The sequence below is a fragment of the Mesorhizobium sp. ESP6-5 genome, from assembly GCF_020164695.1.
GTDB classification, from domain to species: domain Bacteria; phylum Pseudomonadota; class Alphaproteobacteria; order Rhizobiales; family Rhizobiaceae; genus Mesorhizobium; species Mesorhizobium australicum.
Genome location: NZ_JAIUGR010000011.1, coordinates 201,959 through 217,635 on the forward strand (window position 1 = coordinate 201,959; position 15,677 = coordinate 217,635).

General features: G+C 63.8%; 16 protein-coding genes. 11 read left to right on the plus strand and 5 right to left on the minus strand.

What is annotated here, in order from left to right; translation table 11 throughout:
- Nucleotides 1–55 precede the first annotated feature (55 nt).
- From LB524_RS19770 to LB524_RS19780, 3 genes are all read left to right on the plus strand, one after another.
- A complete protein-coding gene (locus LB524_RS19770) occupies nt 56–1,354 on the plus strand; it encodes a DUF6638 family protein (RefSeq protein ID WP_140617664.1) in 1,299 nt (432 codons plus the stop codon).
- Nucleotides 1,355–1,457: 103 nt separating this feature from the next.
- Entirely contained in the window at nt 1,458–2,582 is a 1,125-nt protein-coding gene (locus LB524_RS19775) for a DUF2333 family protein (RefSeq protein ID WP_015316037.1), read from the plus strand.
- A gap of 312 nt (nt 2,583–2,894) precedes the next feature.
- A complete protein-coding gene (locus LB524_RS19780; protein WP_224529506.1) occupies nt 2,895–4,574 on the plus strand; it encodes a formate--tetrahydrofolate ligase in 1,680 nt (559 codons plus the stop codon).
- A gap of 67 nt (nt 4,575–4,641) precedes the next feature.
- Here LB524_RS19780 and LB524_RS19785 read toward each other — a convergent pair whose 3' ends face one another.
- Nucleotides 4,642–5,286, minus strand: coding sequence for a cysteine hydrolase family protein (locus tag LB524_RS19785; protein ID WP_140665139.1), 645 nt, complete (start codon nt 5,284–5,286; stop codon nt 4,642–4,644).
- 125 nt (nt 5,287–5,411) lie between these two features.
- On the opposite strand from LB524_RS19785, the gene LB524_RS19790 reads away from it, so the two are divergent.
- A complete protein-coding gene (locus LB524_RS19790; protein WP_224529509.1) occupies nt 5,412–6,407 on the plus strand; it encodes a helix-turn-helix domain-containing protein in 996 nt (331 codons plus the stop codon).
- Between the two features lie 56 nt (nt 6,408–6,463).
- Here the strand turns inward: LB524_RS19790 and LB524_RS19795 are convergent, their stop codons facing one another.
- Both LB524_RS19795 and LB524_RS19800 read right to left on the minus strand, forming a co-directional pair.
- Nucleotides 6,464–7,048 (minus strand): cytochrome b/b6 domain-containing protein, encoded by a 585-nt coding sequence (locus tag LB524_RS19795; RefSeq protein WP_140665144.1) that lies wholly within the window; start codon nt 7,046–7,048, stop codon nt 6,464–6,466.
- Nucleotides 7,049–7,053: 5 nt separating this feature from the next.
- Nucleotides 7,054–7,320 (minus strand): PepSY domain-containing protein, encoded by a 267-nt coding sequence (locus LB524_RS19800; RefSeq protein ID WP_140665146.1) that lies wholly within the window; start codon nt 7,318–7,320, stop codon nt 7,054–7,056.
- Nucleotides 7,321–7,486: 166 nt separating this feature from the next.
- Here LB524_RS19800 and LB524_RS19805 point away from each other — a divergent pair, with 166 nt between their 5' ends.
- Nucleotides 7,487–8,146: a response regulator gene (locus LB524_RS19805; protein WP_140665149.1), complete on the plus strand. Its 660-nt coding sequence runs from the start codon at nt 7,487–7,489 to the stop codon at nt 8,144–8,146.
- Nucleotides 8,143–9,477 (plus strand): ATP-binding protein, encoded by a 1,335-nt coding sequence (locus LB524_RS19810; protein WP_224529512.1) that lies wholly within the window; start codon nt 8,143–8,145, stop codon nt 9,475–9,477. Before LB524_RS19805 ends, LB524_RS19810 begins: the two co-directional genes overlap by 4 nt.
- Before the next feature lie 2 nt (nt 9,478–9,479).
- On the opposite strand, the gene LB524_RS19815 is transcribed toward LB524_RS19810, so the two are convergent.
- The gene (locus tag LB524_RS19815; RefSeq protein ID WP_224529515.1) at nt 9,480–10,037 is read right to left on the minus strand and encodes a sugar O-acetyltransferase; all 558 of its coding nucleotides are present in this window, start codon (nt 10,035–10,037) and stop codon (nt 9,480–9,482) included.
- Nucleotides 10,038–10,060: 23 nt separating this feature from the next.
- A complete protein-coding gene (locus tag LB524_RS19820) occupies nt 10,061–10,198 on the minus strand; it encodes a hypothetical protein (protein ID WP_181171287.1) in 138 nt (45 codons plus the stop codon).
- Nucleotides 10,199–10,249: 51 nt separating this feature from the next.
- Between LB524_RS19820 and LB524_RS19825 the strand changes: the two genes are divergently transcribed.
- From LB524_RS19825 to LB524_RS19845, 5 genes are all read left to right on the plus strand, one after another.
- Nucleotides 10,250–10,897, plus strand: coding sequence for a glutathione S-transferase family protein (locus LB524_RS19825; RefSeq protein WP_224529518.1), 648 nt, complete (start codon nt 10,250–10,252; stop codon nt 10,895–10,897).
- Between the two features lie 116 nt (nt 10,898–11,013).
- The gene (locus tag LB524_RS19830; RefSeq protein ID WP_140721635.1) at nt 11,014–11,475 is read left to right on the plus strand and encodes a DUF4126 domain-containing protein; all 462 of its coding nucleotides are present in this window, start codon (nt 11,014–11,016) and stop codon (nt 11,473–11,475) included.
- An 11-nt stretch (nt 11,476–11,486) separates the two neighbouring features.
- Nucleotides 11,487–12,863, plus strand: coding sequence for an FAD-containing oxidoreductase (locus LB524_RS19835; protein ID WP_224529551.1), 1,377 nt, complete (start codon nt 11,487–11,489; stop codon nt 12,861–12,863).
- 287 nt (nt 12,864–13,150) lie between these two features.
- Nucleotides 13,151–14,326: an MFS transporter gene (locus LB524_RS19840; protein ID WP_140713586.1), complete on the plus strand. Its 1,176-nt coding sequence runs from the start codon at nt 13,151–13,153 to the stop codon at nt 14,324–14,326.
- Between the two features lie 87 nt (nt 14,327–14,413).
- On the plus strand, nt 14,414–15,469 hold the full coding sequence (locus LB524_RS19845; protein ID WP_224529520.1) for a succinylglutamate desuccinylase/aspartoacylase family protein: 1,056 nt from the start codon (nt 14,414–14,416) through the stop codon (nt 15,467–15,469).
- Nucleotides 15,470–15,677 lie beyond the last annotated feature (208 nt).

The window sequence follows — 15,677 nt, forward strand, 5'->3', positions numbered from 1 at the left end:
CCGCCCCTCATCCGCCCTTCGGGCACCTTCTCCCCGTGAACGGGGAGAAGGCAAGATGAGCAAAAAACCCGATCTCCTGCGCGACAACGAACTCATCTACGGCCGGCTGCTCACGGTCGACGAGCCGCATCTCATCCAGCGCTACAACAAGGCGCTGGCGGCTTTCGGTCTCAAGCCGACAAAGCTGAAGAGTTTCCAGATCGACCGCACCGGCTTTTCGCCCGAAGTGGCCGAGGAGTGTGGCGACTACGATTATCTGGATCCCAACGAGGTCAACCGCCGCTTCATCATCCTGACGCCGTCGCAGATCGACCTGCCGGTGGTGCACACGGCCTTCTCGAACACCTCGCAGCTGATGTTCGAATTCATGTCCAGGAACCAGCGCGCCATAGACGCGCTGACCATCAAGGACGTGATCTACGGCGAGATGGAGGATTCCGTTCCCAAGGTCAACGACATCGAGGACCTGCTGTCGATCAGCCAGGTCGAGTTCAAGGTGCTGTCGGCCGAGGACGTGCTGGGCAAGGCGGCCGAGCTCGGCAAGCTCGTCGACCGGCTGAAGCAGGAGCCCGACGCCTGGCGCGACAATGCCATGCTGACCCGCATGGTGGAACTCGCCAAGGTCTGCGGCGACATCAGGGAGAACGCGCTGGTGCCCGACCAGGTGATCTTCCGCCACAACGCCTACTGGACCAGCCATTTCGGCGGCCTCTACGTCTTCGTCGATCCCGACATGACGACGGTGATCAGCGATCCGGCGGCTCCAGGTTTCCGCCGCTCGCGGCCCTGGCAGGTGAGCTATCTCTCCATCAAGGACGCCGACAAGGTGTTCAAATTCCTGGCCGCCACCGGCCGCATCGAACTGCCGCGCGCCTCCTGGATCGAAACCTCGGGCTATCTCGAGCACCGCGCCGAAATGGTGGTGCGCGCGCTGATCCGCGACGCCGAGCCGAACCGCAATTTGACCGATGTCGACAAGGTCTGGCTGCAGACCTGGATCCAGAGCCATGCCGACCTGATCACCAGGGACGGCAATTTTCCCTTCCTCAACGCCGCCAAGCGCGAGATCGCCCAGCTCGGCCACCTCAAGATCGAGGACGTCTTCCCGCAACAGCGCTTCCTGGTGGTCCGCGCCAAGCCTGATCATCCCGACGCCTGGCTGACCAACCGGCTGATCTCGGATTTCGTGCCGTCTGACTTCGTCTCGCGCTACATCTTCAACAAGGACGGCTTCTACAAGGACTATGACGGCTTCAGCGACGCTTGGCGATCGCATGTTGTGGACGTTCTGAAAACCACATATTTGAAGGAAAAGGTGGCGTTTCGCACACGCCTCTACGGCCTGACCGACTAGAATGATATGAACCGGCATTCCGTTCTAACTTGTTGTTTTGGTGCATGATGTTATCCAAAAAGCCTGCAACTTTTTGGCATCGTGCTGAGGGGGTGATACAGCCATGCTCGACCCGATCGTGAACTTCTTCGTCAAGCTGTTCCAGTGGATCGGCCGCGGCATCGGCCTTCTGATCGGCGTGATCCTGTGGCCCTTCTTGTGGGCCGGCCGCTGGTACACGCAGCGCGGCTGGATCCTGAAGGCCGTCGTCGGCCTAGCCTTGCTGGTGCTGATCGGCCTTTACGCCAACTTCTTCTACGCCACCCAGTGGTGGAACAGGTTCAACCCGAACTACCCGGACACCTATACGTTCGAGAAGCGCAACGTTTCCGCCGGTGAACAGGTGGCCGCCGGCGCCGGCACCGACACGGCCAAGACTTGCGGCAACTCCGGCATCGCCCAGGTGGCGGCGGACCTGACTGACTTCAACGTCAACCAGAATGCCTGGATCTCGTCGATGATCCTCTACAAGCTCGGCCTGTTCGGCATCGACTGGGACAACACCCCGTGGATGGACAACAAGGCCTCTTTCCAGCGCGGCATCAACCAGGCGGTGCGACGCACGGCGACCGAGCTTGCCGACAATCTCGGCCGCGTGCGCACCACCTCGCAGATCGATGCCGACCTGCAGGACGCGCGTGGCAATCTGCAGTTCGACGAGTATACCTGGTATTTCGGCGTGAGCCCGTTTGGACCGAAGACACCGACGCCGAGCTACTATCGCGACGCCGTGCGCAAGCTGCGTTCGTTCAATGCCCGGCTCGCCACCTGCCAGGCCACTTTCGATGCCCGCGCCGACAATCTGAAGCAGTATATCGATCGCATCGCCAGTGACATCGGCTCGACCTCCGCCATCCTCAAGGAGCGTGCCGAGAACCACAACAATGGCTGGTTCGACACCCGCGCCGACGACCGCTACTGGTTCGCCTATGGCCAGCTCTATGCCTATTACGGCCTGATGAAGGGCGCCCAGGCCGACTTCGAGGACGTCATCAAGGAAAAGCACCTGCAGAGCCTGTGGGATACGATGGACGCGCAGTTCGTGTCGGCCCTGCGCATCCAGCCCTTCATCATCGCCAATGGCCGCGAGGACGGCTGGCTGCTGCCCACCCATCTGACGACGATGGGCTTCTACGTGCTTCGGGTGCGCTCGAACATGGTTGAAATCAGCAACGTGCTGACGCAGTAGCGCTGTCCCACGGCAACACTCGCGATGGCGGATTTGCGTCGTCGCGTCTGTCGCATTCCGTGCATTGTGCGGCTGTTTTGAGACGGCGGAAGCGCCCCTGCTCTGGCTTCTATACGGCGCGGCAAGCGGAGCCATAAAGAACCGGGAATAGGTCGGCCGCCGCAGAGGAATTTTCTCTATAGGAAACATAGTTGCATGAAAGTTGACGCCGCCGCAGCGACAGGGTTAGATGCCCTGCGCGTCCGGCTCCAGCCTTCTTGCGAGTAAGATCAACCCCGTCCCCTCCACCGTCCAATCCAGAGGAACGCCGTCATGGCCGAAGTGAAGTCCGACATCGAGATCGCGCGTGGCGCCAGGAAAAAGCAGATCCAGGAGATCGGCCAGAAGATCGGCATCCCAACCGAACATCTGCTGCCCTACGGCCACGACAAGGCCAAGATTTCGGCCGAGTTCATCAAGTCGGTGAAGGGCAACAGGGACGGCAAGCTGATCCTCGTCACCGCCATCAACCCGACCCCGGCCGGCGAAGGCAAGACCACCACCACCGTCGGCCTCGGTGACGGTCTGAACCGCATCGGCAAGAAGGCGATCGTCTGCATCCGTGAAGCTTCGCTCGGCCCGAATTTCGGCGTCAAGGGCGGAGCCGCCGGCGGCGGTTACGCGCAGGTCGTGCCGATGGAGGACATGAACCTCCACTTCACCGGCGACTTCCACGCCATCACCACGGCGCACAACCTTTTGTCGGCCCTGATCGACAACCACATCTACTGGGGTAATGAACTCGGCATCGACACCCGCCGCGTGGTGTGGCGCCGCGTCATGGACATGAACGACCGGGCGCTGCGCGAGATCATCTGCTCACTCGGCGGCGTCGCCAACGGCTTTCCGCGCGAAGCCGGCTTCGACATCACCGTCGCCTCGGAAGTGATGGCGATCCTCTGCCTCGCCACCGACCTGAAGGACCTGGAAAAACGCCTCGGCGACATCATCGTCGCCTATCGCCGCGACAAGTCGGCGGTCTATGCCCGCGACCTCAAGGCCGATGGCGCCATGGCCGTCCTGCTCAAGGACGCCATGCAGCCCAATCTGGTGCAGACGCTGGAGAACAACCCGGCCTTCGTGCATGGCGGCCCGTTCGCCAACATCGCGCATGGCTGCAACTCGGTCGTCGCCACCACGACGGCGCTCAAGCTTGCCGACTACGTCGTCACCGAAGCCGGTTTTGGTGCTGATCTGGGTGCCGAAAAGTTCTTCGACATCAAGTGCCGCAAGGCCGGGCTGAAGCCGGCCGCCACCGTCATCGTCGCCACCGTGCGCGCCATGAAGATGAATGGCGGCGTCAAGAAGGAAGACCTTGGCAAGGAGAATGTCGAAGCCGTCAGGAAGGGCTGCCCAAACCTTGGACGCCACATCGAGAACATCAGGCAGTTCGGCGTCCCGGCGGTCGTTGCCATCAACCACTTCTATTCCGACACCGACGCCGAAATCCAGGCGCTCAAGGACTACGTCGCCTCGATGGGCGAGGAAGCGATCCTGTGCAAGCACTGGGCCAACGGCTCCGCCGGCATCGAGGAGCTTGCCAATAAGGTGGTGGCGCTCGCCGAATCCGGCGCGTCGCAGTTCGCGCCACTCTATCCCGACTCCATGCCGCTGTTCGAGAAAATCAACACCATCGTTCAGCGCATCTATCGCGGCTCGGAAGCCATCGCCGACAAATCGGTGCGCGACCAGTTGAAGGCCTGGGAGGATGCCGGTTACGGCAACCTTCCGGTCTGCATGGCCAAGACACAGTACTCGTTCTCGACCGACCCGAACCTGCGCGGCGCGCCGACCGGCCACACCGTGCCGGTGCGCGAGGTCAGGCTGTCCGCCGGCGCCGGCTTCGTCGTCATCATCTGCGGCGAGGTCATGACAATGCCGGGCCTGCCGAGCAAGCCGTCGTCGGAAAAGATCTTCCTCAACGACGCCGGCCAGATCGAAGGCCTGTTCTGATCTTTTATCTCGACAAAACAAGAAGGGCGCCGCATCGCCGCGGCGCCCTTCTCGTTTGCGGATCGTCCTACGCGGCGCTGCGCGAGAGCGCCCGCTGGTTGGACGCATGGATCGTGTCGCGTTCCGGCAGTGCGCCGGTCTCCAGGCAGTCGATCCATTCGGCGGTCTTGAGCACCGCGGCGAAGCGCGACTGCAGGATGATGCTCACCACGCGATGGATCTCCTCCGCCGAGGCGTAGCCGGCGCTGTTGGCGTAAGGCACCGAACCGGTCGCGTCGGACAGGAACTCGACCGCGAAGCCCATATGCACGGCATGGATGATGGTCGACAGGTCGCAATTATGCGTCATGTAGCCGACGACCGCGATCGTATCGATGGCGTTGGCGCGCAACCAGTCCTCAAGGTCGGTACCGGTGAAGGCGCTTGGCAAGTTCTTCTCGACATAATGGTCGCGGCCGCGCCTGGCGATCTCGGGATGCAGTTCGCCGCCATGGCTGCCCCGGGCGAAGATCGGCGACGTCTCGGGCGCCATCTGCTTGACGACCACGACCTTGATGCCTGCTGCCGATGCGGCATCCATGGCACGCGTCACGTTGACGACGCTGTCGCGGAACGGCGGATACTGGATCGCCAGGTTGCCGCCGTCATAGTCATTCTGGACGTCGACGACGATCAGCGCGCGGCGCGGCGCGGTGTTGGCTGGGGCAGACATGATATTTCCTTTCAGGCTTGAATGCGATGGACCGAAGATAGCCTGCTGACCGAGGCGCCAACAGTGGCCCGATTGACATCATACGAAAGAATTGGGACAATCCTCCTTCACACTGGAAACGCCCCATGACCGCTCCCATCATCGCCGTCCTCGCCTTCGACGGCATCAGTCCGTTCCATCTCTCCGTGCCGTGCCTGGTGTTCGGCGCAGACCGCACCAGGCTCGGCCTGCCGCGCTTCGACTTCCGCGTCTGCGGCGTGGAGGAAGGGCTGATCCAGACCGACGCCGGATTGAGCATCCTGGTCCCGCACGGGCTTGCCGCGCTCGAAGACGCCGATATCGTCATCATCCCGAGCTGGAAAGATCTCGGAGCGCCTGTGGCAAAACCGCTCGAGGAAGCGCTAGGCCGCGCCCACCGGCGCGGCGCGCTGATCGTGGGTCTCTGCCTCGGCACCTTTGCCCTCGCCGCCGCCGGCCTGCTTTCAGGACGGAAGGCGACCACGCATTGGGCCTATACGGATCAGTTGCAGGCTCTCCATCCCGACATTTCGGTCGATGCGGACGTGCTCTACGTTGACGGCGGCGACATCGTCACCTCCGCCGGCGTCGCCGCCGGGCTCGACTGCTGCCTGCACATCGTGCGCGCCCGCTATGGCGCCGAGGCGGCACTGCGGCTCGCCCGGCACATCGTGCTTTCGCCGCACCGGCAAGGCGGACAGGCGCAGTTCATCGAACGCCCGGTAGCGCCGAGCCCGGCCGCCGACCGCTTTACCCAGGCTCTCGACATGGTGCGCGCGACATCAGGCGAACCGCACGGTCTCGACAGCGTCGCTGACGCGGCCGGTCTCACCCGCCGCACCTTTACCCGCCGTTTCCAGAAGACGACAGGTACCAGCTTCGGCGACTGGCTGGCCGACCAGCGCATCGCGCTGGCGCAGAGGCTGCTGGAGACGACGGACAAGCCAATGGACATGGTCGCCTTCGAGGCCGGCTTCGGCAGCGCAACTTCCTTGCGCCAACATTTCGCCGCGCGGCTAAGGACATCACCCGCGCAATATCGGCGCGAGTTTTCCCGGCGGGTCGATCAGGACGGACGGGTGGCGCTGGCCCTGTCATCGTGATCGAACGGCAAGGGCGTCGCGTCGCTGCGGTGCCCTTGCATTTCCGCTCTCCGCGGTCAGCCAACGTCTTGCGGCGAGGCCGCGCGTTTACGGCCGGTGATCATGGCGCGAACCAGATTTTCATGATGACGCAGACTGGCGAGCAGCACGCCGCCGACATGAAGTCCAATCAGCACCAGTACACCATTGCCCAGGATCTTGTGCGTATCCTCGACCCAGGCCACGCCCCACCAGGCATCGGTGGTCTGCATCCAGCCGGTGAGCGCAATTCCTGCCACGCAAGCCAGAAGCGCCAGCACCATGGCACCGCCGGCGGGGTTGTGGCCGAGATAGCGTTTTTCATCGCCATGCGCCACGTCGGCGAGATAAGAACTCACCACGCGCGGTCCACGCACAAACTGACGGAAGCGCGTGTATCCCGACCCCGCCAGACCGGCGATCAAACGCGAGGCAATCAGAACCCCGGCACTGTAGCCGGCCAGTTCATGCACCTTCATGATTTCGCCTGAAGAAAGCCACGCCACCGCGACGCAAAGGACCAGCGACCAGTGAAAGAGGCGGACGTAGGGGCTCCAGACCTCGACCGAGGCCTCTCGTGTCGACTCGGCCGAGGTTTCTCGTGTCGAAACAGTGGCGTTCATGGCCGTCAACCGTCATCGGAATCGGCACCGACCGACTCCAGCGTCTTGGGATTGAAGACGGCTTCCAGCTTCTTGCCATTGGCGTCAAGCGCCTTGGCTTCATAGCAGCCGTGTTCCGTCTTGATGCTGCGAACCTTCCAGCCTTCGCTTTCGAGCTTCTTCTGCAAGGCTTCGCGCGGCTGCCACTGGCCGGTCGGCACATCGCATTTGTCGGCGGCGAAGGCCGGTCTGGCAAAAGCCATAACCAGCGCGGTCAGGATCAAGGTCTTCATCTTATTTTCTCCATCGGCCGATTCCGATGTCGAGGACCTTGGCCGCGAAACCTGACAGCAGCCTGAACACGCATCGCATCGTGCAAAAGCCTCAGTTGGCTTTCATTCAGCTTCCTGTCAGCCTCGTGCCGCATGAAGGCGCGTGTTGCAGCGACACGGAGGCGAAGTGCGCGTTCTGTTGATCGAAGATGATCCGGTGCTGGGCGAAGCGGTGCGCGATCATATCGCTGCCGACGGCCACGCCGTGGACTGGAGCACGACGCTTGGCGGTGCCTGCGATCACCTCCGTGTAGTTTCCTATGTGCTCCTCCTGCTTGACCTGCATCTGCCCGACGGCAAGGGTCTCGAATTCCTTAAAACGCTGCGTCGTGAAGGCACCGATACGCCGGTCATCATCCTGACCGCGCGCGACCAGCTCTCAGACCGCATAGCGGGGCTGAATTCCGGGGCGGACGACTATCTGGTCAAGCCCTTCGATCTCAGCGAGTTGTCTGCACGCCTTGCCGCTGTCGCGCGCCGCTATGCCGGAAACCCCAACCCTTTGATCCGGCTCGGAGCCGTCGAAATCGACCAGGCCGCGCGCCGCGTTACCATCGACGGCACGGAGGCCATGCTGACATCGCGCGAATGGGCGGTGCTGGAGCAGTTCCTGCGCCGGCCTGGCATGACAGTCGGCAAGAACCAGATCGAGGAGGCGCTCTATGCCTTCGGCGCGGAGATCGAAAGCAACACTGTCGAAGTCTATGTCAGCCGCTTGCGCAAGAAGATCGGGCGCCAGGTCCTTACAACCGTGAGGGGGTTGGGCTACCGCCTTGCACTCCCATGAAGGTCTTCAGCAGCCTTGCCGGTCGCCTCGTGTCGTCGCTGATCCTCGTCACGGTCGCTGTTGGCCTGGTCGCCGCTGGCACCGGAAGCATCACGCTGCACCGCGAAATCAATGAAGCCATGGACAATTCGATGCAGGAGGCAGCCCGCAGACTGCTGCCGCTGGTCATCGACGATATGTTCGGGCGTGAGGCATCGCAATCGCCGCGCAGGCTGGGGGAGGCTGTTTCGGACGACGAAGGCGGCCGCCTCATCTTCCAGGTGCGGGACGCCGGCGGCCGCGTTCTCATGCATTCCCATGACGCTCCCGCGGAGCCGCTCACGGCTGAGCTCGCGCAGGGCTTCTCGGAGGCAGCCGGATGGCGCATCTACACCGAGCCCGCGGTCAGCGGCACAATACTCATCCAGGTCGCCGAGCTCGATTCACGGCGCAATGAGGAAACGCTCGAAGCCGCCACCGGCTTCCTCATACCGATGGTCATTCTGATCCCGTTGAGCGCACTTGTCGCGTGGCTGACCCTGACGCGTTTCCTGAGGCCGATCGCGACACTGCGCGGCGAAATCAGCGCCCGCCACGGCGACAACCTTGCTCCGATCCGCACCGAGGACCTGCCCTCCGAACTTGCCGCCATCGCCAAGTCGGTCAACAGCCTGATGCGGCGCCTGCATATGGCGCTCGATGCTGAAAAGGAGTTCACGGCGAACGCCGCGCATGAATTGCGCACACCAATCGCTGGGGCGTTGGCACAAACGGAGCGCCTGATCGCGGAAACATCCGACGAGGCGGCAAGAAAACGCCCGCGCCAGATCAAAGCGGCTCTGTCCGACCTCGCCGGCCTGTCCGAAAAGCTGATGCAGCTGGCGCGCGCCGACGCCGGAGTAGCGATCGCCGGCAAGCCAGCCGATCTCGCCGCGGTCGCCGCATTGGTGGTCGCCGACTTCGAGCAGCACGGCCAGAACAGGGGTCGGCTTCGTCTTGAAACGTCCGACCAAGGCAAGGCGTTGGCCGCGATCGATACGGATGCATTGGCCATTATCCTGCGCAACCTCATCGAGAACGCCTTGCGGCATGGCGCCGAGGGCGGCGAGGTTGTCGTTCGCATCACTGACGATGCCCGGCTCAGCGTGATCAACCAAGGTCCGGTGGCGTCAGCTCCCGGCGGTCTGGTCAAACGGTTCGAACGCGGTGGGACGCGTGCCGAAGGATCAGGCCTGGGACTGGCAATCGTCAACAAAATCCTGCAGCAGATCGATGCGACGCTTGTCCTGACCTCACCGGCATCCGGCCGACGGGACGGTTTTGAAGCGACGATCAGGTTTCCCGCCGTGTAATGTCAAAGGCGTTTGACCACCCGCTCCGGATTGCCGACAACGGTCGTGTGCGCCGCCACGTCGCGCGTCACCACCGCCCCGGCGCCGACGATGGCGCCCTCGCCAATGCTGACGCCGCCAAGGATGACCGCGCTGCCGCCGATCCAGGCATTATCGCCGATCGTGACCGGCCTGGCGATCTCCAGCCCCGCCTGCCGCCCTGCCGCCTCCTTATGGTGCTCGGCGCAATAGATCTGCACATTGGGGCCAAGCAGCGTCCCCTTGCCGAGGCGCACCGGCGCGGTGTCAAGAATGGTGCAGCCGGCATTGAGGAAGGTGCCGGCGCCGAGAAAGATGTTGAAGCCGTAGGCGCAATGGAACGGCGCCTCGATGCGGGCACCCTCGCCCACGCCGCCCAGCAGTGCCCGCAGGGCCGGCCCGAGGTTCCCGCGTCGGCGAGGCGGCAGCGTATTGTGCTCGAACACCGCATCCGCGGCCACGCCGCGCAACGCGCCAAGATCGTCATCCAGGCACGTATACCATTCACCATCAGCCATTTTCGCGCGTTCGCTCTGAACCATGGCAGTGCCTCCTTTTTTTTACATCACTGCGGACACGCCAAGGCGATGACTGACGTGAAATCCATAAACCAGGATGCGCGGCCTTGTTGATTGGCGGCATTCCCGATCTGCTCCGGCAATGAAAATAGTTCAGGACCGATGTCGATTTCCGGGAAGCTCATTCGTCCTCGGTAGGAAGCCGAAGAAATTCGCCCAGGCAAGGAACAAATGCGATGACAATCACGATCACGGCGTTTGAACGATCACCCGATGGCGGGAAGGGACTGGCCCGCGATACGCGTGTTCGCTGGGCGCTGGAAGAAGTGGGGCAGCCTTACGCGGTTCGTTTTGTTTCCTTCGCGGGCATGAAGGCGCCTGACCATCTGGCCATCCATCCTTTCGGCCAGATCCCCACCTATGAGGACGGTTCTCTCTCGCTGTTCGAGACCGGCTCGATCGTCTTTCATCTTGCCGAGCAGCATGCGGGCCTGCTGCCGAAGGAGCGCAACGCCCGCGCGCGAGCGATCACGTGGATGTTTGCCGCGCTGAACACCATCGAGCCGCCGATCCTCGAATTGACCACGGCAAGAATTTTCGAAGCCGACAAGCCCTGGAGCGAGGCGCGCTTGCCGCTGGTTAAGGACCGTGTTCGCGCCCGGCTGGACTGTCTCTCGGCTCGTTTGGGCGTCGCGGACTGGCTCGATGATGCGTTCAGCGCTAGCGATCTATTGATGGTGTCAGTGCTGCTGCGACTGAGAATGTCAGGCATTCTGGATGAATACCAAAACCTGGCCGCCTATGTGGCGCGCGGGGAAGCTCGGCCCGCCTATATCAGGGCTTTCGCCGCGCAATTTGCGATCAACGCTCCATCAGCCAACTGACTCGCCTCGGTCCGCCGTGGCTGTGCGCTTGTGAGTCTGCGGCCTAGCCAAATATCCGGCCTATGGTAGCTTGCCGTTTCAAGGCTGTACCGGCCCGGGATCGAGGGGGATCGACCATGCTCTACATTCTTGCACTCCTGATCGGCGTCATTGCCGGCCTGCGCGCCATGACGGCACCTGCCGCCGTTGCCTGGGGCGCCTATCTCGGCTGGCTGCCGGTTGCCGGCACCTGGGCGAGCTTCATGGGCCATTGGGCGGCTGTCGGCATCTTCACCGTCCTGGCCATAGTCGAACTGGTCACCGACCAGCTGCCGTCGACGCCAAGCCGCAAGGTGCCGCAGCAGTTCGGCGCCCGCATTCTGCTCGGCGCGTTCAGCGGCGCGGTGATCGGCGCGACCAGCGGCGCCACCATCGTGTGCCTGATCGCCGGAGCGATCGGCGCGGTCATCGGCACCCTGGGTGGTGCCGAAGCGCGCGGCCGGCTGGCGGCCGTTTTCGGCAAGGATCCGCCCGCGGCCTTCATCGAGGATGCGGTGGCGATCATCGGCGGCCTGCTGATCGTGGCGGCGGTGGCATGACGGCCCAGACCTTGAACGCAAGGACCTTCGATGCCATCGTCATCGGCGCTGGCCAGGCGGGGTCGCCCCTGGCGGGCCGTCTGACGGCAGCCGGCATGAGCGTGGCGCTGATCGAGCGCAAGCTGGTCGGCGGCACCTGTGTCAACACCGGCTGCATGCCGACCAAGACCATGGTCGCCAGCGCCTATGCCGCCCATCTGGCGCGGCGCGCCGCCGACTATGGCGTGACGTTCCCGGGTCCCGTCGGGATCGATTACAGCAGGATCAAGGCGCGCAAGGACAAGGTCACCAACGACGCCCGCGGCAATCTGGAGACCTGGATCGCCGGAATGGAGCGTTGCACGCTCTATCGCGGCCATGCACGCTTCGAATCCGCCAACACGGTGCGCGTCGGCGACGACCTGTTGACCGCCGACAAGATCTTTCTCAACACCGGCGGCCGCGCCTCGGTGCCGGACCTGCCCGGCATCCACGACATCGACTATCTGACCAACTCGTCGATGATGGATCTCGACGTTTTGCCGCGCCACCTGATCGTCGTCGGCGGCAGCTACATCTCGCTCGAATTCGCGCAGATGTTCCGCCGCTTCGGTTCGGAAGTCACCGTCATCGAAAAGAGCCCGCGCCTCACCGGCCGCGAGGACGAGGACGTCTCGGCCGCCATCCTGTCGATCCTCGAGAACGAAGGGATCGCGGTCCATGTCGGCGCCGACGACATCGGCTTCGCCAAGCAGGGCGGGGACATTGCCGTGAGGTTCTCCGCGGGCAAGCCGCCCGCGGTCGGCTCGCATGTGCTGCTGGCGCTGGGCCGAACGCTCAATACCGACGATCTCGGTCTCGACAAGGCGGGCGTCGAGGTCGACGGACGCGGCGCGGTTGTCGTCGACGACCAGCTGCGCACCAGCGTGCCAGGCATCTGGGCGATGGGCGACTGCAACGGCAAGGGCGCCTTCACCCACACCTCCTACAACGACTATGAGATCGTCGCCGCCAATCTGCTCGACAAGGATCCGCGCAGGATCAGCGACCGCATCGAGGCGTACGCGCTCTACATCGATCCGCCGCTCGGCCGCTGCGGCATGACCGAGACGGCGGTGAGGAAATCCGGACGTCGCGCCCTGGTCGGCCAGCGACCGATGACCCGTGTCGGCCGCGCCATCGAGAAGGGCGAGACGCAGGGTTTCATGAAGATCCTCGTCGATGCCGACACCAGGGAGATCCTCGGCTGCTCGGTGCTCGGTCCCGGCGGTGACGAGGCGGTGCATTGCGTGCTCGACCTGATGTACGCCAAGGCGTCGGTCGACACACTGGCGCGCGCCGTGCACATCCATCCCACCGTCTCGGAGCTGCTGCCCACCATCGCCCAGGAGCTGAAGCCGCTGGCGTGAGACTGTCAGCCGCTGCCCCTTCAATCGTCGCCTGTGCCTTGCCGAAGGCTCCGCGATTTCACGGTCGTCATCACGCATTTATTGCTGGGGCCGCGCCGGCTTCAAGATATCGTGTCGGGCACGAAGCGACATCGTTTCAGCCCTTGAAGGATCGGTCTGCGTCGGGCCGTTAGAAGAGGAGACGTCCGCTCCATGCTTTCTGCATTGCTGCATTGCGGCAATGTCTGTTGCGCCCGGCAGGGATCCTCGCGCAGTCTGAAATTGAACCGATTCAGTCTGGACCTCCCATGCCTTTGCCGATCCTTGCGCTTGCCATTGCGTCCTTCTGCATCGGCACCACCGAATTCGTCATCATGGGCCTGCTGCCCGAGGTCGCCGCCGATCTCGGCGTGACGATCCCCGCCGCCGGCCTGCTGGTCACCGGCTATGCGCTGGGAGTCGTCTTCGGCGCGCCTGTCGTGGCCATGGCCACCGCGCATTTGCCGCGCAGGCCCGTGCTGGTGGGACTTGCGGCCCTGTTCGTCGTCGGCAATCTCTTCTGCGCCATCGCGCCCAATTACTGGCTGCTGATGGCGGCGCGCGTCTTCACCGCTTTCGGCCATGGCGCCTTCTTCGGCATCGGCTCGGTCGTCGCGGCAAGCCTTGTGCCGCGCAACAAGCGCGCCAGCGCCATCGCGCTGATGTTCGCGGGCCTGACGCTCGCCAACATCCTCGGGGTTCCCGCCGGCACCGCACTCGGCGAAGCCTTCGGCTGGCGGGCCACCTTTCTGGCCGTGGTCGGCATCGGCCTGATCTCGGTCGCGGCCATCGCCTGGCTAGTGCCGTCCGACGTCACGGAACCGAGCGGCGGCGGTCTGCGCGCCGAAGTCCGTGTGCTCGGCAAGCTGCAAGTGTGGCTGGCGATGCTGATCGCGGCGCTGACCTCGGCCAGCCTGTTCGCCGTTTTCACATACATAAAGCCATACCTCACCGGCGTGTCGGGCCTGTCGACCGCGGCGGTCACCTGGGTGCTTTTGCTGTTCGGCGCCGGCATGACCATCGGCAACATCATCGGCGGCAGGCTTGCCGACTGGAAACTGATGCCGACAGTGATCGCCACCTTGCTGCTGATGGCCCTGCTGTTCGTCGGCTTCATGCAGTTCGGCACGATCGCCAGCGTTGCCATCGGCATCGTCTTCCTCTGGGGCCTGCTCATCTTCGTCGTCGTGCCACCCCTGCAGATCCGGGTCGTCGAGGCGGCTTCCGAAGGACCGAACCTTGCAGCCACGCTCAATCAAGGCGCCTTCAATGTCGGCAATGCCGGCGGCGCATGGATCGGCGGCGTGGCGCTGTCATCAGGCGTTTCCTATGCCGGTTTGCCACTGGTCGGCGCGGTGCTAGCCCTGCTGGCGGTCGCCGTTGCGGTGCTGTCGGCGGCGCTGGACAGGCGCGCGCCTGTCACGCTTCACGCTGCCGCGGAATAGGCCCTTGCGCCCATAGCGCGGCGGGCTGGACCAATCGACATCGGTACCTTCCAATGGGCATGTCTTCTCGCTTTCATGGAGAACGTCATGCAGAAATCGATCGAACGCATCGCCGGCGACAGCGACGGCGTTTCCTACGAATTCCCGGTGCTCCGCTTGGCCGGCGCCGACAAGACAGCACCTTCGGCCTACCTGCAGGCAGCGCTCCATGCCGGCGAATTGCCTGGCGTCGTCGCCATCGATGCATTGATGCCGATGCTGAACAAGGCCGAGGCCGAGGGTCGCATCAGGGGCAACATCACCATCGTGCCCTGGGCCAACCCGATCGGCCGCGCGCAATACCACTTCGGCGAGCACCAGGGTCGCTTTCATCTCGGTACCCGCACCAACTTCAACCGCGGCTTTCCGCTGCTGGCCGCGCCCGACGCCAGGCTCTTGCCGGACGCCACCTTTGGCGGCGCCGACCAGCGGCTGAAGTCGCGCCTGGTGCAGCTTTCGCTCGGCCATGACATCGTGCTCGACCTGCACTGCGACGATGAGGGTCTTGCCTATCTCTACGTCCACACCAGCCTGTGGCCCGGGATGGCCGATTGCGCCGCCGCCATGGGCGTCGATGCCGTGGTGCTGTGGAGCGAGGACACCGACGGCACCTTCGAGGGCGCTTCGATCATGCCCTACCAGAACGCATCGGCCGATGTGGCGAAGTTCGACAGGCGCGTCGCCACCACTGTCGAATATCGCGGCATTCTCGATGTCGACGGCGCGCTGGCCAAGTCCGACGCCGAAGGCCTCTACCGGCTGCTGGCGGCGCGCGGCGTGATATCCGACACCGCCCTGCCCGCGCCCGGCCCCTTCAAGGGCGTCGCGGCACCTCTGGAAAATATCGACATGATGCCGGCGCCCCGTGGCGGTGCGGTCCTCTACGACGTCAAACCCGGCGACCGCGTCACCAGGGGCGCGCGGCTCGCTACCATCGTTCACGCGCCAGGCGAAGCCGATGGCCGCACGGAAGTGTTCGCGCCGCAGGACGGCATCATCCTGACCCGCCGCTCGCGCCGCATCATCCGCACCGGCGAAGACCTGTTGAAACTGGTTGGCGACAGGAAGAGTGCCGATGCAAGGTCGGGCACGCTGGAGGATTGAGCCTGCGTCGAATCCAGTTGCGCGGCCGCCCAATCGCCGCTAAGGGAATCGCCATGAACATGCGTTCGATCAAGACCATTTGGTGGTGGGCCTGCTGACAGCGGCCTGTTCGAACGCGTGCGCGTGAAAATAGAGGGTGGCCGCAACGGAATGTCCGGGCGGCCATTTGTTTTTTAAAGCCATTCCCGGGTCCGTTGCCCAAGTAGCT